The organism is Pulveribacter suum (assembly GCF_003013695.1).
Classification (GTDB): domain Bacteria; phylum Pseudomonadota; class Gammaproteobacteria; order Burkholderiales; family Burkholderiaceae_C; genus Melaminivora; species Melaminivora suum.
In genome coordinates, this window is the sequence record NZ_CP027792.1 from 1,095,133 (window position 1) to 1,121,479 (window position 26,347).

23 protein-coding genes and 2 tRNA genes are annotated in these 26,347 nt (G+C 69.7%); 11 read left to right on the plus strand and 14 right to left on the minus strand.

What is annotated here, in order from left to right:
- The first annotated feature begins 219 nt into the window (after positions 1 to 219).
- The gene (locus tag C7H73_RS04980) at positions 220 to 783 is read left to right on the plus strand and encodes a YbhB/YbcL family Raf kinase inhibitor-like protein (RefSeq protein WP_157948319.1); all 564 of its coding nucleotides are present in this window, start codon (positions 220 to 222) and stop codon (positions 781 to 783) included.
- Positions 784 to 855: 72 nt separating this feature from the next.
- Here C7H73_RS04980 and C7H73_RS04985 read toward each other — a convergent pair.
- From C7H73_RS04985 to fdnG, 7 genes are all read right to left on the minus strand, one after another.
- Positions 856 to 950: transfer RNA gene (locus C7H73_RS04985), tRNA-Sec, on the minus strand.
- A gap of 56 nt (positions 951 to 1,006) precedes the next feature.
- Entirely contained in the window at positions 1,007 to 2,974 is a 1,968-nt protein-coding gene (gene selB, locus C7H73_RS04990; RefSeq protein WP_106845635.1) for a selenocysteine-specific translation elongation factor, read from the minus strand.
- A gap of 78 nt (positions 2,975 to 3,052) precedes the next feature.
- On the minus strand, positions 3,053 to 4,486 hold the full coding sequence (selA, locus tag C7H73_RS04995) for an L-seryl-tRNA(Sec) selenium transferase (protein ID WP_106845636.1): 1,434 nt from the start codon (positions 4,484 to 4,486) through the stop codon (positions 3,053 to 3,055).
- Positions 4,486 to 5,451, minus strand: coding sequence for a formate dehydrogenase accessory protein FdhE (fdhE, locus tag C7H73_RS05000; RefSeq protein WP_106845637.1), 966 nt, complete (start codon positions 5,449 to 5,451; stop codon positions 4,486 to 4,488). The genes selA and fdhE overlap by 1 nt, the downstream gene beginning before the upstream one ends.
- A 204-nt stretch (positions 5,452 to 5,655) precedes the next feature.
- Positions 5,656 to 6,282, minus strand: coding sequence for a formate dehydrogenase subunit gamma (locus C7H73_RS05005; protein ID WP_106845638.1), 627 nt, complete (start codon positions 6,280 to 6,282; stop codon positions 5,656 to 5,658).
- On the minus strand, positions 6,279 to 7,208 hold the full coding sequence (fdxH, locus tag C7H73_RS05010; RefSeq protein ID WP_106845639.1) for a formate dehydrogenase subunit beta: 930 nt from the start codon (positions 7,206 to 7,208) through the stop codon (positions 6,279 to 6,281). Before fdxH ends, C7H73_RS05005 begins: the two co-directional genes overlap by 4 nt.
- Before the next feature lie 12 nt (positions 7,209 to 7,220).
- Positions 7,221 to 10,286 (minus strand): formate dehydrogenase-N subunit alpha, encoded by a 3,066-nt coding sequence (gene fdnG / locus C7H73_RS05015; protein ID WP_157948320.1) that lies wholly within the window; start codon positions 10,284 to 10,286, stop codon positions 7,221 to 7,223.
- Positions 10,287 to 10,505: 219 nt separating this feature from the next.
- Between fdnG and fdhD the strand changes: the two genes are divergently transcribed.
- From fdhD to C7H73_RS05035, 4 genes are all read left to right on the plus strand, one after another.
- Positions 10,506 to 11,351 (plus strand): formate dehydrogenase accessory sulfurtransferase FdhD, encoded by an 846-nt coding sequence (gene fdhD / locus C7H73_RS05020; protein ID WP_106847543.1) that lies wholly within the window; start codon positions 10,506 to 10,508, stop codon positions 11,349 to 11,351.
- Positions 11,344 to 13,875 carry an ABC transporter permease gene (locus tag C7H73_RS05025; RefSeq protein WP_106845641.1) on the plus strand — a complete coding sequence of 844 codons (2,532 nt, stop codon included), beginning with the start codon at positions 11,344 to 11,346 and terminating at the stop codon, positions 13,873 to 13,875. Before fdhD ends, C7H73_RS05025 begins: the two co-directional genes overlap by 8 nt.
- Positions 13,876 to 13,948: 73 nt before the next feature.
- Positions 13,949 to 14,200 (plus strand): hypothetical protein, encoded by a 252-nt coding sequence (locus C7H73_RS05030; protein WP_106845642.1) that lies wholly within the window; start codon positions 13,949 to 13,951, stop codon positions 14,198 to 14,200.
- 77 nt (positions 14,201 to 14,277) lie between these two features.
- Positions 14,278 to 14,676, plus strand: coding sequence for a group II truncated hemoglobin (locus tag C7H73_RS05035; RefSeq protein WP_106845643.1), 399 nt, complete (start codon positions 14,278 to 14,280; stop codon positions 14,674 to 14,676).
- Positions 14,677 to 14,738: 62 nt separating this feature from the next.
- On the opposite strand, the gene C7H73_RS05040 is transcribed toward C7H73_RS05035, so the two are convergent.
- From C7H73_RS05040 to radC, 3 genes are read right to left on the minus strand one after another with little or no spacing between them, the layout of a single operon-like run.
- Positions 14,739 to 15,407: a Smr/MutS family protein gene (locus tag C7H73_RS05040; protein WP_106845644.1), complete on the minus strand. Its 669-nt coding sequence runs from the start codon at positions 15,405 to 15,407 to the stop codon at positions 14,739 to 14,741.
- Positions 15,404 to 16,582 carry an esterase-like activity of phytase family protein gene (locus tag C7H73_RS05045; protein WP_106845645.1) on the minus strand — a complete coding sequence of 393 codons (1,179 nt, stop codon included), beginning with the start codon at positions 16,580 to 16,582 and terminating at the stop codon, positions 15,404 to 15,406. The genes C7H73_RS05040 and C7H73_RS05045 overlap by 4 nt, the downstream gene beginning before the upstream one ends.
- Positions 16,579 to 17,268, minus strand: a complete 690-nt coding sequence (gene radC, locus C7H73_RS05050; RefSeq protein WP_106845646.1) for a RadC family protein — start codon at positions 17,266 to 17,268, stop codon at positions 16,579 to 16,581. Before radC ends, C7H73_RS05045 begins: the two co-directional genes overlap by 4 nt.
- 66 nt (positions 17,269 to 17,334) lie before the next feature.
- Between radC and C7H73_RS05055 the strand changes: the two genes are divergently transcribed.
- From C7H73_RS05055 to C7H73_RS05065, 3 genes are all read left to right on the plus strand, one after another.
- Positions 17,335 to 17,799 (plus strand): FKBP-type peptidyl-prolyl cis-trans isomerase, encoded by a 465-nt coding sequence (locus tag C7H73_RS05055; RefSeq protein WP_106845647.1) that lies wholly within the window; start codon positions 17,335 to 17,337, stop codon positions 17,797 to 17,799.
- Between the two features lie 190 nt (positions 17,800 to 17,989).
- Positions 17,990 to 18,943: a 4-hydroxy-3-methylbut-2-enyl diphosphate reductase gene (gene ispH, locus C7H73_RS05060; RefSeq protein ID WP_106845648.1), complete on the plus strand. Its 954-nt coding sequence runs from the start codon at positions 17,990 to 17,992 to the stop codon at positions 18,941 to 18,943.
- 211 nt (positions 18,944 to 19,154) lie between these two features.
- A complete protein-coding gene (locus C7H73_RS05065; protein WP_106845649.1) occupies positions 19,155 to 20,474 on the plus strand; it encodes a hemolysin family protein in 1,320 nt (439 codons plus the stop codon).
- Positions 20,475 to 20,534: 60 nt separating this feature from the next.
- On the opposite strand, the gene C7H73_RS05070 is transcribed toward C7H73_RS05065, so the two are convergent.
- Positions 20,535 to 21,221 carry a CBS domain-containing protein gene (locus tag C7H73_RS05070; protein ID WP_106845650.1) on the minus strand — a complete coding sequence of 229 codons (687 nt, stop codon included), beginning with the start codon at positions 21,219 to 21,221 and terminating at the stop codon, positions 20,535 to 20,537.
- A 92-nt stretch (positions 21,222 to 21,313) separates the two neighbouring features.
- Between C7H73_RS05070 and serS the strand changes: the two genes are divergently transcribed.
- From serS to C7H73_RS05085, 3 genes are all read left to right on the plus strand, one after another.
- Positions 21,314 to 22,630, plus strand: a complete 1,317-nt coding sequence (gene serS / locus C7H73_RS05075; protein ID WP_106845651.1) for a serine--tRNA ligase — start codon at positions 21,314 to 21,316, stop codon at positions 22,628 to 22,630.
- A 76-nt stretch (positions 22,631 to 22,706) separates the two neighbouring features.
- On the plus strand, positions 22,707 to 23,738 hold the full coding sequence (locus C7H73_RS05080; protein WP_106845652.1) for a glycerophosphodiester phosphodiesterase family protein: 1,032 nt from the start codon (positions 22,707 to 22,709) through the stop codon (positions 23,736 to 23,738).
- 39 nt (positions 23,739 to 23,777) lie between these two features.
- Positions 23,778 to 23,867 (plus strand) — tRNA-Ser (locus C7H73_RS05085).
- Between the two features lie 168 nt (positions 23,868 to 24,035).
- Here C7H73_RS05085 and C7H73_RS05090 read toward each other — a convergent pair.
- The 3 genes from C7H73_RS05090 to C7H73_RS05100 form a co-directional block, all read right to left on the minus strand.
- Positions 24,036 to 24,347 (minus strand): phage head closure protein, encoded by a 312-nt coding sequence (locus tag C7H73_RS05090; RefSeq protein WP_106845653.1) that lies wholly within the window; start codon positions 24,345 to 24,347, stop codon positions 24,036 to 24,038.
- Positions 24,347 to 24,616 (minus strand): head-tail connector protein, encoded by a 270-nt coding sequence (locus tag C7H73_RS05095; RefSeq protein ID WP_106847544.1) that lies wholly within the window; start codon positions 24,614 to 24,616, stop codon positions 24,347 to 24,349. Before C7H73_RS05095 ends, C7H73_RS05090 begins: the two co-directional genes overlap by 1 nt.
- 213 nt (positions 24,617 to 24,829) lie before the next feature.
- Positions 24,830 to 26,338: a terminase large subunit gene (locus C7H73_RS05100; protein ID WP_106845654.1), complete on the minus strand. Its 1,509-nt coding sequence runs from the start codon at positions 26,336 to 26,338 to the stop codon at positions 24,830 to 24,832.
- Positions 26,339 to 26,347: the final 9 nt, after the last annotated feature.

Genomic DNA, 26,347 nt, shown 5'->3' on the forward strand with positions numbered 1-26,347 from the left:
TTAATGCAGGTCAAAAGTTTTTTGCTGAACGTGGCAGCGGTAACCACTTTGGTGGCATGCGGAGGCGGAGATAAAGGAGGGGAGACTCAGACCCCTGAAACACCCCCTCCAGGGGCGGTGGTGCCGGGTGAGCCCGGCCAGACCCCTCCTCAGCCGCAGCCCCCAGAGCCTGAGACTCCTTCGCAGCCGGAGGTGCCGCAAAACCCGGATAGCCCTTCCGTGCCGGAGCAACCAAGCCAGCCGACCCCGCCTGCCGAGCCACAACAGCCGCAAGAGCCTGCGCCACCGGTGCCGTCCACGCCTCTGGAGATCACTTCCTCTTCTTATCCCAATGGTGGCGAAATCCCCCTGCGCAATGCCTATACGCAACAGGGAGGCAGCAACCTGTCGCCTGAGCTGAGCATCACGGCATTGCCGGCCGAAACTAAATCCATTGCCATCGTGATGGACGACGAAGTGGCTCCGTGCGGCGTGGCAGACAAGGCCTGCGTTCATTGGAACGTCTTCAATCTGCCCTCCCACAAGGTCCAGATTGCAGAGGGTGAAAACCTGGCGTCCATTGCCGGCGTGCTTTTTGGGACCGCCTTTGATGGCCGCGCCGGCTACCAAGGGCCAAACCCGCCAAATCGGCACACCTACAAATTGACGGTGTATGCACTTGACAAGGCAATTGCGGCACCACTGACGCAAAGCAGCTATACGCGCAGCGAGTTCCTTGGGAAATTCGGCTCATCCGTCATCAAGAGCGAGACATGGGTTGGGCATTTCTCGCCGCGCCCCTGAAAGGCTGATTGCATAGATAACCGAAACAGGCCGCCGATGCGGCCTGTTTGTTTGGCAGTGCGCCATCGGAATTGGCGGAAAGGAGAAGGAGTCGAACCTTCCGACCACGCGTGGCGCAGTCCACCGGGTTTGAAGCCCGGGCGCCCCACCAGGGACGCTTCCCTTCCTTCAAGAGAGACTTGTGCGCCGCGTGGCCGGGCGCAGGCGTGGATGGTACAGGCTCCTAGCCCGCCTCCTGGGGCATGTCCCGGCGCATCTCTTGGCCCATCTCCTGGCCGAACAGGGCCGTGTCCGGGCGCAGCAGGTGGGCATCCTTCACGCGGCGGGTGAGGCCGACGCGGTTGAAGAACTCCAGCACCTGGATGGCGCGCTTGCGGCCCAGGCCGGTGGCGTCGCGGAAGGCGGCGGCGTTCAGGCCGCCGTCGGCCTGCTGGCAGCCGCGCGCCAGGGCGGCCAGGCGCTCCAGCGTGGGCAGCGGGTAGTACAGGTCCTTGACCACCTGGAAGGCCTGCCCGCGCCGCGCCAGGCTGGCCAGGGTCTGGCGCACCAGGGCTTCGGGGGCGGCCAGGTCGGCGGCCAGGGTGCGCACCCAGGGCGGCTCGAAGGCGCCGTCCAGCAATCGCGGCAGCAGCTGCTCGGCCAGTGCCTGCTCGGCGGCGTTCAGCCGCGCAGCGTGTTCGGGCAGGTGCAGCCAGTGGCCGGTGCGCGCCACGGCCTGGCTGGCGACGAGATGCTGCACGGTGTAGTGCCACAGCGCATCGCCCGCGCGCGGGGCGGCCAGGCGGCGCAGGCGGCGCGCGTCGGGGCCGATCTCGTCAGGGTTGCTGGCGTGGAAGGCCTGCAGCCGCTCCAGCACCAGCGTGCACAGGCCCTGCAGGGCGGCGGGCGACAAGGCCAGGGCGCCGCCGTCGATGAGCAGCGCGCCTGGCGGCAGGGGCAGGGCGGCGGTGTCGGCCAGGCCCTCGGCGCGGGCAGTCTGCGCCAGCGGCAGGCCCAGGGGCGCGTGCTGCAGCAGCGCGGCGATGCGCTCAGGCCGCCCGGGCAGGGCCAGCGCGGCCAGCTGCGCCAGGCGCTCGGGCGTGCGGCGCCAGCGCTGGGGCGCGAAAGGGTCGAGCACGCGCACGCCCGCCAGGGTGCGGGTGGCCGAGGCGTCGCGCAGCACGCCGCGGTCGCCATGCCAGGCGGCCACACTGGCGTGCAGCACCAGCTGGGCCAGGGCGGTGCCTCCGGGCAGCAACTGGTCCTGCTGCAGCAGCACGATGGAGCCGACCACGTCGCTGGTGCCCAGGTGCACGTGCACGGGCGTGCCCGAGCGCAGGGCGTGTTCCTCGTGCGGCCACAGCTGGCATTGCACGTCGATGCGGGTGGTGGCCAGGGCGACGCTGGGGGTGCAGGCCCAGTGGCCGCGGTGCACTTCGTCCTTGGCCACGCCGGCCAGGGCCAGGGCGCAGCGCTGGCCGGCGTGGGCCGACTCGGCCGGCTGGTTGTGCGCGTGGAGGCCGCGCACGCGCACGCTGCGGGGCGCGCCGCCGGGGCCGGGGGTGATGCTGAGCTCGTCGCCCACGCGCACCTGGCCGCTGGCGAGGGTGCCGGTGACCACGGTGCCCACGCCGGCCAGGGTGAAGGCGCGGTCGATGGGCAGGCGCAGGGCCTGGGCGCCGGCGGCGCCCTGCGGCGCGCGGGCGGCGGCCTGCAGGTGGGCGCGCAGCGCGTCCACGCCCTCGCCGGTGGTGGCGCAGACGTCGAACAGGGGGGCATGCGCCAAGGCCGTGCCGGCCAGCAGGGCGCGCACCTGGGCATGCACCTCGTCCAGGCGGGCGGCGCGCACGGCGGGCTCCAGCCGGTCGATCTTGGTGATGGCCACCGTGGCCTGCGTCACGCCCAGCAGGGCCACCACGGCCAGGTGCTCGCGCGTCTGCGGCATGACGCCGTCGTCGGCCGCCACGACGAGCAGGGCGTGGGCGACGCCGGTGGCGCCGGCCAGCATGGTGTGCAGCAGCCGCTCGTGGCCGGGCACGTCCACGAAGCCCAGCGACGGGGCGCCGTTCTCGTCCTGCAGGTAGGCGTAACCCAGTTCGATGGAGATGCCGCGGCGGCGCTCCTCGGGCAGGCGGGTGGTCTCCACGCCAGTGAGGGCGCGCACCAGCGAGGTCTTGCCGTGGTCGATGTGGCCGGCGGTGCCGATGATCATGGTGAAGTGGCGAGGACTATTATTTTGATAGCTGCTGGCGCTTGTCCAGCAAGCGCTGTAGGCCAATTTGACGACTATTTACGTCTCGCCTTCCCGCGGCGCCAGCAGGGCCAGCTGGGCGGCAAAGGCGGGCGCCTCGTGCGCCTGCAGGCAGCGCAGGTCCAGCCACAGCGCGCCGCCCTCAATGCGTCCGATGACGGGGCGGGGCAGGGCGCGCAGCGCGACTTCCAGCTGCGCCAGCAGGCGGCCGCCGCGCTTGGCGTTGACGGGCTGCACGGCCAGCGCCCAGCTGGGCAGGGTGCCTTTGGGCAGGGCGCCGCTGCCGATCTGGCTGAAGCACGGCGCGGCGCGCACGCTGTAGCCGGCGCCCACCGCGGCCTGCAGGGGCGCCAGCAGGCCCTGGGCCTGGGCCTGCATGTCGGCCTGGGGCCGCGTGAGCAGGTGCAGGGTGGTCAGCCGCTCGGGCAGGCGCTCGGGCGCCAGGTACAGGCGCAATACCGGCTCCAGCGCTGCCAGGGTGAGCTTGCCCACGCGCAGGGCGCGCTTGAGCGGGTTCTTCTTGATCTTGGCGATCAAATCCTTGCGGCCGACGATCAGGCCGGCCTGCGGGCCGCCCAGCAGCTTGTCACCGCTGAAGGTGACCAGGTCGGCGCCCGCGGCGACCACCTCGCGCACGGTGGGCTCGTGCGGCAGGCCCCACTGGGCCAGGTCCACCAGGGTGCCCGACCCCAGGTCCACCGCCAGCGGCAGGCCGCGGGCGTGGGCGATGGCAGCGACCTCGGCTTCGCCCACGCTCTTGGTGAAGCCGGTGACGGCGTAGTTGCTGCAGTGCACCTTCATCAACAGGGCGGTGCGCGGGCCGATGGCGTCTTCGTAATCGCGCGCGTGGGTGCGGTTGGTGGTGCCCACCTCGACCAGCCGGGTGCCGGCGCGGGCCATGATGTCCGGGATGCGGAAGGCGCCGCCGATTTCCACCAGCTCGCCGCGCGAGACGATGACTTCCTTGCGCGCGGCCAGGGCATTGAGCGTGAGCAGCACCGCCGCGGCGTTGTTGTTGACGACGGTGGCGGCCTCGGCGCCGGTCAGCTCGCGCAACAGGTCTTCCACCAGGTCGTCGCGGTCGCCGCGCCCGCCGGTGGCCAGGTCGTATTCCAGGTTGGCCGGTGTGGTCAGGGCCTGAACGACGGCCTGCACGGCGGCGTCGGGCAGCAGCGCGCGGCCCAGGTTGGTGTGCAGCACCGTGCCGGTCAGGTTGAACACCGCCTTCAGGCGCGGCGCCTGGCGCTGCGCCAGGCGGGCCTGGGCCTGGGCGGCCACGGCGTCGGCCATCAAGGCCTGCGGCGCCAGTTCGCCGGCCAGGGCTGCCGGGCGCAGCGCGTCGATGGCGGCGCGCACGGCGGCGGTGGTGGCGCTGGCGCCGTGCTCCTGGGCCAGGCTGCGCGCCAGCGGGGTGGACAGCACCCGGTCCACGCCCGGCAGGCGCGCGGCCGGCGGGGCGGCGCCGGCGTCCATCACGGCAGCGGGTCGGCCGAGGGGTCGGCGTCCGACAGCGGCAGCAGCGGGTTCATGCTGGCGCGGGCGTAGTCGGTCTCGCCCATCAGCAGATCCAGCATCAGCGTGGCCAGGTCGTCGGCCAGGGGCTCGCCCAGCGGGTCCTTCTCCTGGTTCACCAGCTTGCGGTAGGTGTGGCAGGCGTCGCAGGTCTCGGCCAGCACCGCCTGATCCGCCTGGGCCGCGCCGGGCTCCAGCTGCTCCAGGCCCTGGTAGCGGATGCCCTGGGTGGATTCGCAGTGGCTGCACTTGATGCGCACCATGTGCCACTCGGTGGCGCAGGTGCCGCAGTGCAGGTAGCGCAGACCCGCGGACTGCCCGCCGATGCGCAGCACGCTGGCCACGGGCGCGGTGGCGCACACGGGGCAGATGGTGGCCGGTTCGGTGTAGGGGATGTCGGCCTCGCGCAGGCGGCTGGCGCGGTCGGCAAACACGACCTGCAGCGCCGCCATGACGAGGGGCGCAGCGGCCAGGTCTTCGCTTTCACTGAGCAGGCCCACCAGCACGCGGCGCGCCAGCGTGTCGCGCTCCTCGCCGGCCATGGTGCGCAGGCGCTCCAGCACCGGCGCCAGGGCTTCGGGCAGCGCGGGCGCACCCGCACAGGCCTGCACCAGCTGGTCCAGCACGCCATGCCAGGCCGGGTCCACGTGGCTGGCCGCGGGCATCAGCGGCATGGAATGCTCCTGCGCCCGGGCGATCAGCTCGGCATCGGGCGCGGCCGTCTGCACGCTGGCCGCGGCGTGCTGCTGGGCGCGTGCCAGGTGCGACAGAAAGCGCAGGTAGTCGGCGATGGGGTTGCCTTCGGCCTTTTGCGCCAGGCGCGCGGCGCGCTCGGCAAACAGGCTGGCCGGCTGCGGCAGGCGCACCCGCGTCGGGCTGGTGCGGTCCAGGGCTTCGATGTCGCCCGGCTGCAAGATACGTTGCATGGAAAAACAACTCCAGAAATGAAACCGCCGCCGGTCGGCACGGGCCGGCGGCGGCAGGAGCAAGGGTAGCAGCTGAGGCTTGCTAAAGGCAGGAACGTCTTGTTCGTGCGCCGCGGCAGGCCAGCAGACGCTGCGGACCGGGCTTGGCCCGGCCGCTGGCGTCGCCCCCTCGAAGGGGAGGCGCCGCAGGCGCCTCGGGGGTGGTCAGCTGTTGTCTCCGGTGATCTTGCGATACCAGCCGCGGTGGTGCTGCTTGGCCCAGGCCCGCGTGACGGTGCCGTACAGCATGGCGCGGATGGTGCCGCGCGTCCAGATGGCCGCATACACGTGCAGGATGAAGAACAGCAGCATGACCACCGCGATCGCCGCGTGTACCACGGACGCCAGGCGCACCATGTTCACCGGCAGCGTCCACCAGGCGCGCCACATGGCCACGCCGCTGGCCAGCAGCAGCAGCATGCACAGCAGGAAACCCCAGAAGACCAGCTTCTGGCCGCCGTTGTACTTGCCCTGCTCGGGCATGTTGTGGTCGTCGCCGTCGATCATCTGCCCGACGTTCTTCAGCCACTGCACGTCGCGCCGCTCGAACAGGTTCAGCGACGCGAAGCGGATGACCATGCCCAGGAAGAACACGAACATCACCACCCCGATGTAGGGGTGCAGGATGCGCGCCCACGGGCCGCCGCCGAAGAACTGCACCAGCGGATAGAACGCCGGGTGAAAGAACGCCAGGCCCGACAACGCCAGCAGGATGAAGCAGATGCCGGTGATCCAGTGGTTCAGCCGCTCGCCGGCGGTGTAGCGCGGCAGATCGCGTGGGTTGCGTCTCATGGCAGGGTCTCCTTCGCGGCGGCTTCCGCCTCACGGTCCTGGCGCTCCATCTCTTCCTCCAGCTCCTTGGAGACCTCGTTGGGGCCCTTGGTGATGAAGTGGAACAGGCTGCCCAGCGCCGCTGCGCCCAGGGCGACCATGGCCAGGGGCTTGGATGCGCCCTTCCACAGGCTGACAATGGGGCTGATGCGCGGCGCGTCCGGCAGGCCCTGGTACAGCGACGGCTTGTCTGCGTGGTGCAGCACGTACATGACGTGCGTGCCGCCCACGCCCACCGGGTCGTACAGGCCGGCGTCCTGGTAGCCGCGCTCCTTCAGGTCCACGATGCGCTCGGCCGCATGGTCCTTCATGGCCTGCTTGGTGCCGAACACGATGGCGCCGGTGGGGCAGGTCTTGACGCAGGCGGGCTCCTGGCCCACCGCCACGCGGTCCGAGCACAGGGTGCACTTGTAGGCCTTGTTGTCCTTCTCCGAGATGCGGGGCACGTTGAACGGGCAGCCGGTCACGCAGTAGCCGCAGCCGATGCAGTGCTCCTCGTGGAAGTCCACGATGCCGTTGGTGTACTGCACGATGGCGCCGGGCGACGGGCAAGCCTTCAGGCAGCCCGGATCCTCGCAGTGCATGCAGCCGTCCTTGCGGATCAGCCACTCCAGGTTGCCTGTCTGCTCGTTGTCGTATTCGGTGAAGCGCATCACCGTCCACGCGTTGGGCGTCAGGTCCGTGGGGTTGTCGTAGGTGCCGTAGGTCTGGCCAGGCTCCTGGCGCAGGTCGTTCCACTCCATGCACGCCGTCTGGCAGGCCTTGCAGCCGATGCACTTGGAGACATCGATCAGCTTGGCCACGTCGCCCGCATGCGGGTTGCGCGCCTGCGGCGCGGGCGATGTGGTGGCCGACACGCGCTGGATGTCAAGGGATTGCAATGCCATCTCGTGACTCCTTTAGGCCTTCTCGACCTTCACGAGGAAGGTCTTGAATTCCGGCGTGTTGGTGTTGCCGTCGCCCACGAAGGGGGTCAGGATGTTGGCCAGGTAGCCCGGCTTGGTCAGGCCCTTGAAGCCCCAGTGGATGGGAATGCCCACGTGGTGCACGGTCTTGCCCTCGATCGTCATCGGCTTGATGCGCTTGGTCACCACCGCCACGGCCTTGATGTGGCCGCGCTTGGAGCTGACCTTGACGCGGTCGCCCGCAGCAATGCCCAGCTCCTTGGCCAGCGCCTCGCCGATCTCCACGAACTGCTCGGGCTGGGTGATGGCGTTGACCAGCGCGTGCTTGGTCCAGTAGTGGAAGTGCTCCGTCAGGCGGTAGGTCGTGCCCACGTGGGGATAGTCCTGCGCCTTGCCGAAGGTGTCCCAGATGTGGTCGAACACCCGCGCGGCCGGCGAGGACGTGGCCTTGGGGTTGTTCGGGTACATCGGGTTATGGCCGACCGGCGTGTCGAACGGCTCGTAGTGCGTCGGGAACGGCCCTTCGGCCAGGCCCTTGCGCGCAAAGAAGCGCGCCACGCCCTCCGGGTTCATCAGGAACGGGCCGTTGCCGGTTTCGGGCGCGATGCCCACGCCGGTGTCGGGCACGTCCGCGCCCACCCAGGCCTTGCCGTTCCACTCCACCAGCTTGCGCTTGGGGTCGAACGGCTTGCCCTGCACGTCCGCCGAGGCGCGGTTGTAGAGCACGCGGCGGTTGGCCGGCCAGGCCCAGGCCCAGTTCAGCGTGTTGCCGATGCCTGTGGGGTCGGAATTGTCGCGGCGTGCCATCTGGTTGCCCGCCTGCGTCCAGGCGCCGGCATAGATCCAGCAGCCGCAGGCCGTGGTGCCGTCGTCACGCAGCTCGGCAAAACCGGCCACCTGCTGGCCGGCGGCGCGCAGCACCTTGGTGGCGTCCTTGGGATCCACCAGGTCCACCAGCGCGCGGCCGTTGTATTCCTTAGCGATCTCCTCGGAAGTGGGATGCGCGGTCTGAGCGTACTTCCAGTCCAGGTTGAGGATGGGGTCCGGGAAGGCGCCCCCGTCCTTTTGGTACAGCGCCTTCAGGCGCAGGTGCAGCGCGGCCATGATGGCCACGTCGGTGCGTGCCTCGCCCGGCGGCTCGGCGGCCTTCCAGTGCCACTGCAGCACGCGGGACGAGCTGACCACCGTGCCTTCTTCCTCGGCAAAGCAGGTCGTGGGCAGGCGAAAGACCTCCGTCTGCACGCTGGCCGTGTCGATGTCGTTGAATTCGCCGTAGTTCTTCCAGAACTCCGACGTCTCCGTGGCCAGCGGGTCCATGATGATCAGGAACTTCAGCTTGGCCAGGCCGTCACGCACGCGGGTGCTGTTGGACAGCGACGCGATCGGGTTGAAGCCCTGCGCGATGTAGCCGTTGACCTTGCCCTCGTTCATGAGCTGGAAGACCTGCAGCATGTCGTACTGCTTGTCCAGCTTGGGCAGGTACTCGAAGGCCCAGTTGTTCTCGGCCGTGGCCGCCGCCCCGAAGAGCGACTTCATCAGGCTGACGTGGAACTTCGGGTAGTTCTGCCAGTAGTTCATCTGGCCCGGGCGCAGCGTCTTGGGCGTGCGTGCGGCCATGTAGCCGGCGTAGTCCTGCTCCTTCTCGCTGGGCAGCGTCAGGTAGCCGGGCATGCTGGACGACAGCAGGCCCAGGTCGGTGAGGCCCTGGATGTTGGAGTGTCCGCGCAGCGCATTCATGCCGCCGCCGGCCACGCCGATGTTGCCGCACAGCAGCTGCACCATGGCCGCGCAGCGCAGGATCTGCGAGCCAATCGAGTGCTGCGTCCAGCCCAGCGCGTACATGATGGTCGCAGCGCGGCCCGGCACGGCGGTGGATGCGAACTTCTCGCACACGTGCAGGAACTTGTCCTTGGGCGTGCCGCAGACGCTCTCCACCCTGTCGGGCGTGTAGCTCGCGTAGTGCTTCTTCATGAGCTGGTACACGCAGCGCGGGTGCTGCAGCGTGGGGTCGGTCAACACGTAGCCGTCGTCGCCCAGCTCGTAGTCCCAGCTCTTCTTGTCGTAGGTGCGCTTTTCCTCGTTGTAGCCCGAGAAGATGCCGTCCACGAACTCGTAGTCATCGCGCACGATGAAGCTGAAGTCCGTGTAGTTATGCACGTACTCGTGCTGGATCTTGTCGTTGCTGAGCAGGTAATTGATCATCCCGCCCAGGAACACGATGTCAGAGCCCGAACGGATCGGGGCATAGAAATCGGCGACCGAGGCCGAGCGGTTGAAGCGCGGGTCCACCACCATGAAGTGCGCCTTGTTGTGCGCCTTGGCTTCGGTGACCCACTTGAAACCGCACGGGTGTGCTTCGGCGGCATTGCCGCCCATGATCAAAATAACGTCCGCATTCTTGATGTCGACCCAATGGTTCGTCATCGCTCCACGGCCAAACGTCGGGGCAAGACCTGCCACCGTCGGGCCGTGTCAAACACGTGCCTGGTTGTCGAATGCGAGGATGCCCCAGGAGCGGGCAACCTTGTAGGTCATGTAGCCGGCTTCGTTGCTGGAGGCCGAGGCCGCCAGCATGCCGGTGGTCAGCCAGCGGTTGACGGTCAGGCCGTCATCCGTCTTGGCCTGGAAATTGGCGTCGCGGTCGTCCTTGAGCAGCTTGGCGATGCGGGTCAGCGCATCGTCCCAGGACAGGCGCTTCCACTCGTTGGTGCCGGGCGCGCGGTACTCGGGGTACAGCAGGCGGTTGGGGCTGTTGATGAAGTCCAGCAGACCGGCGCCCTTGGGGCACAGCGTGCCGCGGTTGACCGGATGGTCCGGGTCGCCTTCGATGTGGATGACCGAGCTCTTGACGTTCTTGCCGCCATCGCCCAGCGAATACATGAGCAGGCCGCAGCCAACGGAGCAATAAGTGCAGGTCTGGCGGGTGACCGTGGCAGCGGCCAGTTTGTACTGGCGTACCTCGGCAAGCGCGGTCGCGGGCGAAAAGCCCATGGCGACCAGGCTCGAGCCCACCAGTCCTGCCCCGCTCACGCGGAAGAAGTGCCGGCGGTTCATGTCCATGATGGAACCTCCTGTCGTGGGGAAATACTGTTGTGTTGTCGTGCCATCTTCCCCGCTTACGGCGCAAAGCCGGTGCGGGTTAGCACTTAGTCAAAGAGCGGGGCGCAACAGGCCCGCTCGGCCTCAACCATCATAGTGCCGGGGTCTATGTCCCAGTGGGGCACTCGGGCGGCGGCGCGTGCCCTGCAGGACGAGGAGGGCGGCTGGTATCGTGCGGCCATGTCCGCAATCGAGTTTCTTGCCGGGGCGCCCGTGCTGCCTGCTGCCGCCGCTCTGCGCCCGCTGCTGGCGCAGCAGTGGCAATGCGGCGGCGCCGCAGCCATGCAAGCGGTGCAGGTGGCCGCCGAGGTGCCCGTTGCGCTGGTCTTCAACGGCATCTCCCACGCCGTGATGATGGCCACGCCGCTGGAGCTGGCCGAGTTTGCCGTGGGCTTTGCCCTGAGCGAAGGCGTGGTGGAGCAGGCGCACGAATGCCGCGACGTGCAGGTGCACGTGCACGGCGAGGGCACGCCCGACGAAAGCCGCGCCGTGCACATCGAAATCCCGCCGCGCCACTTCATGCGACTGAAGGAGCGCCGCCGCGCCCTGGTGGGGCGCACGGGCTGTGGCGTGTGCGGCATCGACAGCCTGCAGGCGCTGGACCTGCGCCCCGAATCCGTCCCCGCCCCCGCCTGGCGCGATGTGCTGGACGTGCAGGCCGTGCTGCGCCCCTTTGAGGCCCTGGCGGCGCGCCAGCCGCTCAACGCCCGCGCCGGCTCGCTGCACGCCGCCGGCTGGGCCACGCCCGCGGGCGAGCTGACCGAGGTGCTGGAAGACGTGGGCCGCCACAACGCGCTGGACAAGCTCTTTGGCCGCCTGGCGCTGGCCGGGCGGCTGGGCGAGCCGGGCTTTGTCGTCATGACCAGCCGCACCAGCTACGAGCTGGTGCGCAAATGCGCGCGCCTGGGTGTGCCGGCGTTTGCCACCATCTCCGCCCCCACCACGCTGGCGCTGCAGCTGGCGCGCGAATCCGGCATGCACCTGTGGGGACTGTGCCGCCCCCCTACCGCCCTGCGCTATGTCTGAGCCGCGCAGGCCGGGCGCTGGCGCGCTGGCCTGGCGGGCGCTGTGGCGCGACCTGCGCGCCGGCGAGCTGCGCCTGTTGATGGTGGCCACTGCGCTGGCCGTGGCGGCGCTCACCTCCGTGGGCTTCTTTGCCGACCGCCTGCAGGGCGCCCTGGCGCGCGACGCGCTGCAGCTGCTGGGCGGCGACGTGGTGGTGGCCAGCGACAACCCCACGCCGGCCGCCTTTGCCGCGCAGGCGAAAGCGCTGGGCCTGGTCAGCGCCACGACGCTGGGCTTTCCGACCATGGCCCGCGCCAGCGACGCGCAGGGCGGAGCCAGCCGGCTGGTGGCCCTCAAAAGCGTGGAGCCCGGCTACCCGCTGCGCGGGCGGCTGCAGGTGGCAGGCGCGTCCGGCGCACCCGGCCAGCCCACCAACGACATTCCGGCGCCCGGCCAGGCCTGGGTGGACGGCCCGCTGCTGGCCGCGCTCGGCCTGGGTGTGGGCGACGCGCTGCTGCTGGGCGACGCGCGCCTGACCATCGCCCGCGTCATCACGCTGGAGCCCGACCGCGGTGCCGGCTTCATGGCCTTTGCGCCGCGCGTCATGGTCAATGCGCTGGACCTGCCCGCCACCGGCCTGGTGCAGCCGGCCAGCCGCATCACCTGGCGCCTGGCGGTGGCCGGCGCGCCGCGCGCTGCGCAGCGCTACGCCGCCTGGGCCGCGCGGGAGGCGGCCAAGGAGGGCATGCGTGGCGTGCGCGTGGAATCCATCGACAGCGGCCAGCCCGAGATGCGGGTGGCGCTGGAGCGGGCGCAGAAGTTCCTGAACCTGGTGGCGCTGCTGGCGGCGCTGCTGGCGGCCGTGGCGGTGGCGCTGGCCGCGCGCGCCTTCGCCGCCCGCCACCTGGACGCCGCGGCGCTGCTGCGCGTGCTGGGCCTGCCCCAGCGCCGCATCGCGCTGGCCTACGCGCTGGAGTTCCTGGCCGTGGGCTTGGCCGCCAGCGCTTTGGGCGCGGCCCTGGGCTTTGCCGTGCACCACGTCTTCGTGCAGCTGCTGGGCGGGCTGGTGGCAGCCGACCTGCCGCCCGCCACGCCCTGGCCGGCGGTGCTCGGCCTGGGTGTGGGGCTGGCGCTGATGGTGGCCTTCGGGCTGCCGCCGGTGCTGCAGCTGGCCCGCGTGCCGCCGCTGCGCGTGCTGCGCCGCGACCTGGCCGGGCCGCGCCCGGCATCAGCTGCCGTGCTGGCCGCCGGGCTGGCCGGCTTTGGCGCGCTGCTGCTGGTGGTGGCGCGCGACGTGCGGCTGGGGGCCATCGCCTTGGGCGGCTTTGCCGGCGCCGTGCTGCTGTTCGCCCTGCTCGCCTGGGGCGCCGTGCGGCTGCTGGCGCGCCTGGTGCCGGGCGCCACCGCCCCGCGCTGGCTGGTGCTGGCCACGCGCCAGATCGCCGCCCGGCCGGCCTACGCCGTGGTGCAGGTCAGCAGCCTGGCCGTGGGCCTGCTGGCGCTGGTGCTGCTGGTGCTGCTGCGCACCGACCTGATCGCCAGCTGGCAGCGCGCCACCCCGGCGCAGGCGCCCGACCGCTTCGTCATCAACATCCTGCCCGAGCAGGCGGATGCCTTCCGCGCCCGCCTGGCCGCCGCCGGCGTGGCCGGCTACGACTGGTACCCCATGTTCCGCGGCCGCCTGGTGGCCATCAACGGGCGCGAGGTGCATCTGGCGGACTACCCGGATGAGCGCGCCCGCCGCCTGGTGGACCGCGAATTCAACCTCTCGCACACGGCCGAGATGCCGGAACACAATCGCCTCACCGCCGGCCGCTGGACGGATGGCGAGCCGGGTGCGATCAGCGTGGAGGACGGCATTGCCAAGACCCTGGGCCTGCGCCTGGGCGACGCGCTGCGCTTTGACATCGGCGGCGTGGCCAGCGAAGCGCGCATCACCAGCCTGCGCCACGTGGACTGGGGCTCCATGCGCGCCAACTTCTTCGTGCTGTACCCGCTGGCCGAGATGCCGGACGTGCCGCTGACCTATCTGGCGGCGTTTCGCGCGCCGCCGGCTGCCGGCTTCGACAACGCCCTGGTGCATGACTTCCCCAACATCACCAGCGTGGACATGGGCGCCACGCTGGCGCAGGTGCAGGGTGTGCTGACGCAGGTCATCCGCGCGGTGGAGTTTCTGTTCGTCTTCACCCTGGCCGCCGGGCTGGTGGTGCTGTTCGCCGCCGTCACCGCCACCCGCGAGGAGCGGGCGCGCGAGTTCGCCATCATGCGGGCGTTGGGCGCGCAGGCGCGGCTGCTGCGCCAGGTGCAGCGGGCCGAGCTGGCGGGCGTGGGCCTGCTGGCCGGCTTTCTGGCCAGCAGCGTGGCCGTGGCGCTGGCCTGGCTGCTGGCGCGCGAGGTCTTCGACTTCGAGTGGGGCGCGCCGCTGTGGGTGCCAGTGGCCGGCGCCCTGGCCGGCGCGCTGCTGGCGCTGGCTGCCGGCTGGTGGGGCCTGCGCGACGTGCTGCGCCGCCCGGTGGTGCAGACGCTGCGCCAGGCAGCGTCATGATGCTATATCTTCGATAGCTGCCGGCGCTTGATTGGTGGGCGCCAGAGCCGTTTTTCATCAAGAATGTGAAGCCATGACCGACACGCCTGAAACCACCCCCGAAGCCCCCTGGACACCCGACTGGTCGCAGGCCCCCGAGGGCTGGAACTGGCTGGCGCAGGACGCCGACGGCCAGTGGTTCTGGTACCGCACCGAGCCCCAGCTGTCCTGGGCCGGCGGCGTGTGGCGCTCCAACTCGCGCAACCAGCAGCCGGCCGGCCGGGGGGCGCCGGACGAGGGCTGGGCCGATTCGATGCAGACCCGCCCCGGCGCGGCCGCCCTTTGACCTGTCGGCGGTTTGGCCGGTTGACCGTTTGACCCGGGGCCGGCGCGCCCTTGTCGCCCTTCCTACAATCCGCCGCCATGACGACGACGGAGCAGGCGCAGGCCACCACCCCATACGAAGCGATCGGCGGCGAGACCGCCGTGCGCACCCTGGTGGACCGCTTTTATGACCTGATGGACCTGGAGAGCGGCTACGCCGAGCTGCGCGCCACGCACGGCAGCACGCTGGATGACGCGCGCAACAAGCTGTTCTGGTTTCTGTGCGGCTGGCTGGGCGGGCCCGACCACTACCAAAGCCGCTTCGGCCACCCGCGCCTGCGCGCGCGGCACCTGCCGTTTTCCATCGGCATCCTGGAGCGCGACCAGTGGGTTGCCTGCATGGACCAGGCCATGGGCGACGTGGGCGTGCCCCAGCCGCTGCGCGAGCGCCTGGCCGAGAGCTTCATGGGCACGGCCGACTGGATGCGCAACCGCTGAATTGCTATTGAAGATATAGCTCCCAGCGCTTGACTGGCGGGCGCTGGAGCCCGATTTGGCTGCTAATTTTTGCGCCGCCCCGGCTGCAGCAGCACCACCAGCGCGCCGGCGCCGCCATCGAGCGGCCGGGCCTGCACGAAGGCCAGCACCTCTTTCTTCTGCACCAGCCAGCGCTGCACCCGGCCCTTGAGCACGGGCGTCCTGCCCGGCGAGCCCAGGCCCTTGCCGTGCACGATGCGCACGCAGCGCAGGCCCGTGCGGTGCGCCAGGCGGACGAACTCGCCCAGGGCTTCGCGCGCCTCGTCGGTGCGCAGGCCGTGCAGGTCCAGCTGGCGCTGGATGCTCCAGGCGCCCGAGCGCAGCTTGCGCGTCACGTCCAGCCCCACGCCCGTGCGGCGAAAGCTCAGCTGGTCGTCCACGTCCAGCAGCGTGGTCACGTCGAACTCGTCGCTGATCGACTCGCGCAGCACGCGCTCCTCGTCCAGCTGGCGCTGCACGGGCAGGGGCTCGGGCGGCTCGGGCGCGTGCCACAGGCGCGCGTCCTGGCCCTTGAGCGGGCGCACCGCGCCGACGCTGGTGGCGAACAGGTTGCGCTCGGCCTGCAGGCGGCGCTCGCGTTCGCGCCGCTCGTGCTCGCGCGCAGCCTGCTGCGCCGCGGCCTCGGCCAGCGCCTGGCGCAGGGGCTTGAGGTCTGCCAGGCTGTGGGCGGTGAGGCGGGCGGCGGCGGTCATGGGCTGGCGCCGGTTGTACCGCAGGGGGCATTCCCGCCGCCGGGCGAGCGGTACTCGGCGGCGATGAACTGGGTCGTCTGCGCGGGGTTGAAGTTGTCGTCGCTCACCAGCACCAGCACGCAGGCGCCTGCGGCCAGCGGCGCGCCCCAGGCCATGCCCTCCAGGTTGTCCACGTCGATACCCAAAGCGGTGAAGTCGGCCACCAGCGCCTTGGGCGCGGGCGTGTGGTTGGCCGGCAGCAGGGCGGGCAGCGCCAGCGTGTCCGAGCCCTCGCGCGTGTCGATGCGGTACAGCCGCACGGCAAAGCCGCGGCCGGTGCTGTAGGCGCGCTCGAGCACCAGCAGGTGGTGCTCGTCCTCGGCCAGGATATCGCTCACGCCGTTCAGCTCAGGCCCGAAGGGCAGCCGGCGCGGATGGGGCACGGGGTCTGGCTGGTAGGCGATCTGGCGCAGCGGCCGGCCGCTGGCCAGGTCGATGGCGGTGAGGCGCACCGGCGCGCCGCCGCTGTGCGCCCGTGCGGGCGGGCCGTCCTGCAGCCAGGGCAGCTCCATGGCCAGCCAGGCGGTGGCGCCGCCAGGCGCCAGGGCCAGGCCTTCCAGCGAGCCGTTGCGGCGCGGGCCGCTGCCGGGCGCAGGGGCAAAAAAATCAGGCAGCTGCCAGGTGCGCGCGTGCGTGCCATCGGCATGGGCGGCGCGCAGCTGCGGGCCGAAGCCGCGCGTGAAGTCGCCCTCGCTGGTCCAGAGGAACTGCGCGCCGCCGGGCAGCCAGCGCACGCCCTCGGCGTCGGGCACGTCCATGCCGGGCTGCGGGGATCGGGCGCTGGCGAAGGGCCGCCCGCTGGCGTGGCGCAGCAGGCGCACGCCGGTAATGCGCGGCGGCGCCATGCCGCCTTCGCCATAGCTCAAGCGGGCGGTATAGACGCGGGCGGGGGCGTGCACGGAGCGGTCGTCGCTGATGAGCAGGTACTCGCCCGAGGCCGGGTCGCTGTCGATGCCGGAGATGCCGCCGAACAGGGTGCCGCCCCACTCGGTGCCGGGCGCGATGGCGGCCGTGCCCAGGATGCGCAGCGCAGGGGCCTGGGGCGCTGAGACGGAGGTTGCAACGGGCGCGGGCGGCAGCGGGGTGCAGGCGGCCAGCACCAGCGCCGCCGCCAGCGCCAGGCGCGGCGCCGTCACACCAGGCCCTGCTCGGCCATCGACAGCGAGGCGCCGGGCGCGACGATGACGTGGTCCAGCACGCGCACGTCCACCAGCGCCAGGGCGGACTTGAGGGTCTGCGTCAGCGCCTCGTCCGCGCGGCTGGGCTGCACGCTGCCGCTGGGGTGGTTGTGCGCCAGGACGACGGCGGCCGCCTGGTGGTGCAGGGCGCGCAGCACCACTTCGCGCGGATAGACGCTGGTTTGCGTGAGCGTGCCCCTGAAGAGCTCTTCCATGGCGATCAGGCGGTGCTGGCTGTCCAGCAGCAGCACGGCAAACACCTCGTGGCTGCGCGCGGCCAGGTGTAGCTGCAGGTAGTCGCGCACCGCCTGGGGCGAGTCGAACACGGCGCGCTCGGCCAGCTGCTGGGCCAGCGCGCGGCGCGACAGCTCCAGCACCGCCAGCAGCTCGGCGCGCTTGGCCGGCCCGAGGCCGCGGGTGCCCGCCAGCTGCGCGGCATCGGCATGCAGCAGCCCGGCGATACCGCCAAAGCCGCCCTGGTGCGGCGGCGCCAGCAGCTCCTGCGCCAGCTGCAGCACGCCCTTGCCGGCCATGCCGGTGCGCAGCACGATGGCCAGCAGCTCGGCGTCGGCCAGGGCGGCAGGGCCGCGCGCGAGCAGCTTTTCACGCGGCTGGGCGTCGGGCGGAAGGTCCTTGAGCGGCATGGGGTCGAACGCTGGTTTCCTACAATGGCGGGCAGTTTATCCAGCGCCTTCCACCGCATTGTTGCCATGACCGCATCCCCTGAGAGCACGCCCGTCGTGCAGCCCGGCTCCTTCCTCACGCTGCACTACCGCCTGGCGGGCCCTGCGGGCGACGTCATCAACACGTTCGAGGACAAGCCGGCCACGCTGTCGGTGGGCACGGGTGAGCTGTCGCCCGCGCTTGAAGCATGCCTGATCGGCCTGCAAGAAGGCGCACGCCAGACCTTCGAGCTGCCCGCCGGCGAGGCCTTCGGCGAGCGCAACCCCGACATGCAGCAGTGGGTGGCCAAGAAGCTGCTGGACGAGCTGGGCGACCCGCACGAGGAATACACCCTTGGCGATGTGGTGCAGTTCCCCACGCCCGACGGCCAGGGCCAGTACGCCGGCGTGGTGCTGGAGGTGCGCGGCGACGGGGCCGTGCGCTTTGACTTCAGCCACCCGCTGGCGGGTGTGCCGGTGACGTTCGAAGTGCAGCTCATCGGAGTCTTGTGAGGCAACCCCCTGAGCGGCTGGCGCCGCTTCCCCCTTTTCTCGCAGCGCGCTGCGCTGCGGGAAGGGGGACGACGCCGGCGCTGCGGGGCGGCCCTTGCGCGGCGTCCGCCGGCTTGGGGCGTGCCCAGTGCCGGCGCCCGCTGGCGTCTTTTACCGGCGCGCTGCGTCGCAACGGATCTTCTGGCTTGATATGAAAACCCCCCAAGAAATCATCCTGGCCGAGCCGCGCGGCTTTTGCGCGGGCGTGGACCGGGCCATCGAGATCGTCGAGCGGGCGCTGGTCAAGTTCGGCGCGCCCATCTACGTGCGCCACGAGATCGTGCACAACACCTACGTGGTCAACGACCTGAAGGCCAAGGGCGCGATCTTCATCGAGGAGCTGGCCGATGTGCCGCCGGGCGCCACGCTGGTGTTCTCGGCCCACGGCGTCAGCCGCGCGGTGCAGGACGAGGCCCGGGCGCGCGGCTTTTCCATCTTCGACGCCACCTGCCCGCTGGTGACCAAGGTGCACGTCGAGGTGGCGAAGCTGGCCAAGGAAGGCTACGAATTCATCATGATCGGCCATAAGGGCCATCCCGAGGTCGAGGGCACCATGGGGCAGCTCGATAGCGGCATCCATCTGGTCGAGGACGTGCAGGATGTGGCGCGCGTGCAGCCCGCACAGACCGACAAGCTCGCCGTGGTCACGCAGACCACGCTCTCCGTGGACGACGCCGCCGCAATCACCGCCGCCGTGCGGGCGCGCTTTCCCAGCATCCGCGAGCCCAAGCAGCAAGACATCTGCTACGCCACGCAAAACCGCCAGGACGCCGTCAAGCTGCTCAGCCCGCAGGTGGACCTGGTCATCGTCGTGGGCAGCCCCACCAGCTCCAACAGCAACCGCCTGCGCGAGCTGGCCGCGCGCCTGGGCCGGCCGGCCTACATGGTGGACAGTGCCGAGGAACTGCGCGCCGAATGGTTCGAAGGCGTTGCGCGCGTGGGCCTGACGGCGGGTGCCTCGGCGCCCGAGGTGCTGGTGCAGGCCGTGATCGAGCGCATCAAGGCGCTGGGCGCCGTGGCTGTGCGCAAGATGGACGGTATCGAGGAAACGGTGAAGTTTCCGCTGCCCAAGGGCCTGAAGCTCAACGCACCGCCGGCCGCCTGAGCGCAGGCCGGGCAGCGCCACCGGCGCGGCTGCTACACCTTTCATAGCTTCCAGCGCATGCTGCGCGCGCGTTTGCACCACTTTTGGCATCTAAACCGACACGCAGGTGCGGCATGGGGCAGGGCGCGTGCGCGGCAAGCCCTTGCACAATGCAGGCTTTCCTACAATCTCCGCCCCACCACACCACGGGAGCACATCGGCCTCCCCGCTTATGGAAATCGCCATACTTTTCGCCCTCATCGTGCTCAATGGCCTGTTTGCCATGTCCGAGCTGGCGCTGGTTTCCGCGCGCCGCGCGCGGCTGCAAAAACTGATCGATGAGGGCGACAGCGGCGCCATCGCCGCTGCCAAGCTGGGTGAAGACCCCACGCGCTTTTTGTCCACCATCCAGATCGGCATCACGTCCATTGGCGTGCTGAACGGCATCGTGGGCGAGGCAGCGTTGGCCAAGCCCCTGGGCGACTGGCTGATGACGCGGGGACTGGAGGCGCAGACCGCCGGCTACATTGCCACCGGCCTGGTGGTGGTGGTCATCACGTATTTCTCCATCGTCGTGGGCGAGCTGGTGCCCAAGCGCCTGGGCCAGAGCTACCCCGAGTCGCTGGCCCGTCTGGTGGCCCGGCCCATCAACTGGCTGGCCATTGCCACCAAGCCCTTCGTGCGGTTGCTGTCGGCCTCCACCCAGGGCCTGCTGCGCCTGCTGGGGGTCAAGGAGACGTCGGCCACCGTCACCGAGGCCGAGATCCACGCCGTGCTGGCCGAGGGCACCAGCGCCGGCGTGATCGAAACCCACGAGCACATGATGGTGCGCAACGTGTTCCGCCTGGACGACCGGCAGATCGGCTCGCTGATGGTGCCGCGCGCGGACGTGGTTTTCCTGGACATCAGCGAGCCGTTCGAGGCCAACCTGGCGCACATCGAAGAATCCGACCACGCACGCTTTCCCGTGGTGCGCGGCGGCATGGAGAACATCCTGGGCGTGCTCAACGCCCGCCAGTGGCTGTCGCGCGCCCTGCGCGACGAGACGGCGCGTGAGCTGGTCAACGTGCCGCTGCAGACGGCGCTGTACGTGCCCGAGACCATCAACGGCATGGAGCTGCTGGACAACTTCCGCCTGTCGGACGTGCAGATGGCCTTTGTCATCGACGAGTACGGCGAGGTGCAGGGCATCGTCACGCTGCAGGACCTGATCGAGGCCATCACCGGCGAGTTCAGCACGCTGGACCCGGAAGACGCCTGGGCCGTGCAGCGCGAGGACGGCAGCTGGCTGCTGGACGGCCACATCCCCGTGCCCGAGCTCAAGGACCGGCTGCAGCTGGCCAGCGTCCCGGAAGAAGAGCGTGGGCGCTACCACACGCTCAGTGGCATGGTCATGCTGCTGAGCGGCAAGCTGCCCAACGTGACCGACACGGTGCAGTGGGAAGACTGGCAGTTCGAGGTGGTGGACATGGATGGCAAGACCATCGACAAGGTGCTGGCCACCCGCCTGTCCACGGTGCAGATCAGCACCGATCCGGCGGCAAATATCTAAGCCGAATTGGCCTTCATCCCTTGTGGAGCAAGCGCTGGAAGCTATGCTTTTGATAGTGCGCTAGCTCCACAGGTCCAGCGGCGGATCGGCCGCCACGGCCCGCAGGATGTCGGTGCGCGAGATGAAGCCGGCCAGCCGCCCGCCCTCATCGGTCACTGGCAGGCCGGGCAGGCCGGTGTCCAGCAGCACACCGGCCACGCGGCGCAGTTCGGCGTCGCCCGTCACTGTGGGCACGGGGCTGATCATCACTTCGCTGACCGGGCGCCGCGCCAGGGCAATGGCCTGCTTGATGGCGCCGGGCTCGGGCAGCAGGTCCAGCGGCGCCATGTCGGCGCGCAGCAGCAAGCCCACCACGGCGCCCTGCGCGTTGACCACCGGCGCCTGGCCGATGCGGTGCTGCGCCAGGGTCAGCCAGGCGTCGTTGACACGCGCATCGGGCGCCACCGTGAGCGACCCCTCGGTCATCACGTCGCGCACGCGCGTCAGCGGCTGGCGTGGCTCGGCGGGGCCCAGCTCGGTTTGCACGTAGGCAGAGACGGCGTCCAGCACCCGCAGCGGCATGGAGGGCGCCGCCGGGGCCGGCGCCGGCAGCTGCCGCGGCTGCTGTGGTTGTTCCTGCGGCTGCACGTCCGCCGGGCGGGTGCGCAGGGCCTGGGGACGCTGCACCCGCCGTACGGGCGCGACCTGCGACAGCTGATCCGGCCCGCCGCGGTACATCTGCCCCGAGGGGCCGAACACGAAAAACATCGCCTGACTCCTTCGCCTGCCTGTTGGACGGATGGTATCGGCTGCGCTGCACGCCGCTGCGGGATGCGGGCGCCGCCCTAAAATCGCGTCCTATGCTCGATATCCTCCTCCTTCGCAAAGACCTGCCCGCAGCCGTGGCCCGGCTGGAAACCCGCAAGAGCCCCCAGCCCTTCCTGAACGTGGAGGCCTTCCAAAGCCTGGAGGGCGAGCGCAAGTCCATCCAGACCCGCACCGAGGAGCTGCAGGCCCAGCGCAACCAGCTGTCCAAGCAGATCGGCGCGCTGATGGGCAAGGGCGAGAAGGACGCGGCCGAAGCCGCCAAGGCCCAGGTGGCAGCGTTGAAGGACGAGCTGGACGGCTCGGCCGCGCGGCTCGAACAGATCCAGGCCGAGCTGCACGCCATGCTGGCCGCCGTGCCCAACCTGCCGCACGAGAGCGTGCCCGTGGGCGCCGACGAGGCTGCCAACGTCGAGCTGCGCCGCTGGGGCCAGCCGCGCGAGTTCCACTTTCCGGTGCGCGACCACGTGGACCTGAGCATGCCCCTGGGCGCCGATTTCGAGCTGGGCAGCAAGCTGGCGGGCTCGCGCTTCGTGGTCATGCGCGGGGCGCTGGCGCGGCTGCACCGGGCGCTCAGCGCCTTCATGCTGGATGTGCAGACGCTGGAGCACGGCTACACCGAGTGCTACGTGCCCTACATCGTCAACGCCGACTCGCTCCGCGGTACCGGCCAGCTGCCCAAGTTCGAAGGCGACCTGTTCGCCGCGAAAAAGGGCGGCCAGGAGGGCGAGCCCGTGCCCGACAACGCGCAGCTGTACCTGATCCCCACCAGCGAGGTGCCGCTGACCAACATCGTTCGCGGCGAAGTGCTGGCCGAAAACCAGCTGCCGCTGCGCCTGACGGCGCACACGCCGTGCTTTCGCTCCGAAGCCGGCAGCTACGGGCGCGACACGCGCGGCATGATCCGCCAGCACCAGTTCGACAAGGTCGAGATGGTGCAGATCGTGCATCCGCAGCAGAGCTACCAGGCGCTGGAGGAGATGACCGGCCATGCCGAAGCCGTGCTGCAACGACTGGGCCTGCCCTACCGGGTGATGAACCTGTCCACCGGCGACATGGGCTTTGGCGCCGCCAAGACCTACGACCTGGAGGTGTGGCTGCCGGCGCAGGGCATGTACCGCGAGATCAGCTCGGTCAGCAACTGCGAGGCCTTTCAGGCCCGCCGCATGCAGGCGCGCTTCAAGAACGCCCAGGGCAAGAACGAACTGGTGCATACCCTGAACGGCTCGGGCCTGGCGGTGGGCCGCACGCTGGTGGCGGTGCTGGAGAACTACCAAAACGAAGACGGCAGCGTCACGGTGCCCGAGGTGCTGCGGCCCTACATGGGCGGGCTAGCAGCGTTAACAGCCTGAGCCGGGCAGGCTGTCACGCAGCTGTCGCCTGGCTGCCCATAATGGTTTTCTTCACTGAAAACCTGAGGAGACTGGCATGAAGCGACGCGCTGTGTTTGCGCTGCTGGCCGGCGCCACCCTGGCGGCATGCGGCGGTGGGGGTGACGACCTGGAGCCGGACCAGAGCCGCCCGATCGTCATCGCCCACCGGGGCGCCAGCGGTTACCTGCCCGAGCACACGCTGGGCGGCTACGAGCTGGCCATGCGCCTGGGGGCGGACTACATCGAGCCCGACTTGCAGCTGACCCGCGACGGAGCACTGGTGGCCATGCACGACGAGACGCTGGAGCGCACCACCAACGTGGCGGCGCTGTTCCCCCCGCGCAGCGGCGGCTACAAGGTGGCCGACTTCACGCTGGCGGAGATCAAGACCCTTGCCGTGAAGCCGACTGGCACCGGCAAGGCCAGCTACCCGGGCTTTGCCCCCGGCTCGGCAACCCCCTGGAGCGTGCCCACCTTCGATGAGGTGATCCGCCTGGCCCAGTCGTCGCGGTCTTTGGTGGGCCGCGAGGTGGGCATCTACCCGGAAGCCAAGCAGGCCGACCCGGCGATGGAAGATGCCATCCTGAAAGCCCTGGTGCAGGGCGGCTACAGCGCCCGCAGCAGGGTGTTCATCCAGTCCTTCAGCGACCAGACGCTACGGAGCATGCACGTCAAGGCGCAGGCCCAGGGCAATCCCCTGCCGCAGATCCTGCTGGGCGCCGCCGTCATGGGCGCGGACGGTGTGGCTCGCCTGGGCGTGATCGGCCAGGCAGCGCAGCCGGTGCTGCTGACCTTCAAGGACGTGGCTTCGTTCGCCCAAGGTGTGGGGGTGGTCATCAACGCCAGCGCCTATCCGATCACCAAGGCGTACATCGACCAGGCCCACGCCGTCGGCCTGAAGGTGCATGGCTGGACCTTCGCGCAGCCCGAAGCCGGCGCCGCTGCCGCGGAGTACCGGCGCTACCTGGAGCTGGGCATGGACGGCATGTTCTCCAACTACCCCGACCTGGCCGTCAAGGCGCGCGACCAGTACGTGCGCGAGCGGCAGGCCGACTGGGGTGCGCGCGGCCCGGCCCACCCTCATTGAGGCAAAAACTGCTGCTACAATCGCCGGCTTCGACACACAGGAGAGGTGGCAGAGTGGTCGAATGTACCTGACTCGAAATCAGGCGTACGTGCAAGCGTACCGTGGGTTCGAATCCCACCCTCTCCGCCAGTGGCCTTTATAAATCAACAACTTAGCGTTGATTTTGGGAAAAGTCCCACATAAAAGCCCACAAAAGACAAGCCCCTCTGAGCGATCAGGGGGGCTTTTTCTTTGCCGTTGTGGGTCAGGAATTTCCCGTAAGGGCCAGGCGCAGGCCCCAAAACCCCCATAACTGGCCTATCCCTTCACCATCAGGATCAGCTCCTTGCGCTCGCTGCGCGGGTCTATGACGCTCTGCACGTTGTAGGTCTTGCCGCGATGCACCACGCGCACCTGGCTGTCCACGTCACCACGCCAGCGGATGCGAACGCGGGCCGTCACCTCGGACTGCGCTGCCTGCGCTGCGATGAACTCCCGGCCTGCCAGGGGTTCCACTGCCGCCCAGACGGTGGCCAAGGGTGTCCAACTTTGGACAGGCTGGCCCCAGCCGTCCGTGGTGCTGACGAACTTTTGCAGCTCGATCTGTTCGTGAAGTCGCCCGGCCTGCATCACACCACCATTACCCGATAGGGGTTCAGCAGGCGGTCGAACAGGCGGTTCTCATGTAGCGGTCGGTCGCTCAGGGTCTCCCGGTTCTCGTACAAGCTGCCCACCAGCATGAGGCAGGCGGCATGCACGGGCGCGGCCGTGGGCAGTGTCTCGGTGCCCAGGTAGTCCAGCACGGCGGTTTCGGCTGCGGCCACCAGGTGCTGGATCAGCGCGTCCTCGGCGTTGTTGTCCACGCGCAAATGGGCTTTGGCGTCGTTCAGGTCGATCATGTCTTTCCCTTCGTTGTAGGTGCCTGCCACCGGCCCCCTGTCAACAGGCCGCGCAGGCGGTCAGATTGCGTTTTCCAGGCGCGGCTCTGACGGGCCGCCGACCACGCCCCAGGTTCAGGGCTGCCGGCTGTCGGGGTTTTGCTGAATCGCGGCACTCACCGACTTATCCGCGTCCGGGCTTATGCCTTGCGGCTCCCTCCCGGCCAGGGGTTGTTAGACGAACATGAAGCCCTCGCTGTCGTGCTGTAGGGCCTGCTCTGCCTTGCTTGCCGCACCCATGGCCATGGCCAGGGCCTGCAATCCGTCGATCCGCCCCGAAGAATGGGACTTGTCCAGTTTTCTGTTTCCGGCCGGGTCGCGCACGGTCGTTGCGTTCGCCGCGCACATGGTCAGGACGGGGTGCATGCCGTGGGCAATGCGCCCGTTCAGCAGCTCGGCTTCCAGCGCGTCCAGGGCGGGGGCCATGTCCTTGAAGCCCTGGCCATGCTCGATCAGCGGCAGGTCGGCGCCCAGGCGGTCCAGCTCACGGCGCAGCTCGTTGATCCGCCAGCGGTCGAAGGCGATAGCGCGCACGTCCAGGCCGTCCAGGATTTCGAGCATGTCGGCTGCGACGTGGGAATAGTCCACGGTGGCGCCGGGGGTGGTGCGTAAGAAGCCCTGCCGGTGCCACACGTCATAGGGGGCACGGTCACGGCGGGCGCGGTCGTGCAAGCCCTGCTCAGGCGTCCAGAAGTGGGGTTGGACGTGCCACACGCCAGCGTCGTCCTGGCCGATCAGAACCAGGGCTGTCAGGTCAACGCGGCCGCTCAGGTCGAGGCCGGCGAACACCGGGCCGTCACACGAAAGCAAATCTGCTTTGGTGCTGCACGCCTTCCACACGTCCGGCGATATGAAGGGGGCGTCAGTGCTCACACGCTGGTTCAGCAGTAGATTTCGAGCGCTGTTTTCCATGCTCGGCATGCGCTGCGCCTGCGCCAGTTGCTCGCGCAGGTCGTCGGCACTACGAAAAAGCCGTAGGGCCGGGTTTGCTGCCTGCCAGGCCGATTCATCCATCAGCTCGCAGCCGGCCGGCGCCTCGAACACGTGGCACACGATGCGCGGATCAGCGGATGCGCGGGCATCGTCAATCCAGGTCGAGAACAGGTCAGCGTCGGACGCGGCTGCCGTGGATATGGCGATCAGCAGGGGGGTTTCATGGGCGCCCTGGCTGGTGGTGATGGCGTCGATGAAGTCGCTCTGCGGGCCTCGCACCTGGCCGATTTCGTCCAGGATGGCCAGCACAGGCGATAGGCCGTGCGCCGTCTTGCCGTCAGCGGCCAGGGCGCGGAACTCCACGTTCATGGGTAGGCCGATCAGCCTTTTCCCGCTCGGCACGATCCGCACCAGGGGCGCCAGGCGGGGGGACTGCTGCACCATCTTGCACGCCAGGTTGAACACCAGGGATGCCTGCTCCCGGCTCATTGCGCCGCTCACGATCTGGCTGTTTTGCTTGGCCTCGGGTCCGACCAGGTGGGCCAGCAGCAGGCCGGCGATCAGGCCGGATTTCCCATTCTTGCGGGCGATGCTCAGGACGGCGCGGCGCGTGCCGTGGGGGTTGTCGTACACCTGGCGGATGAAGTCCTTTTGGAACTCAGCCAGCACCAGGGGTTTGCCCACGTGCGCGCCCTCGGGAACGACACAAAAGCGTTCCATGAACTCGATCACGCGGGCGGCGCGGGTCATTGCGCCGCC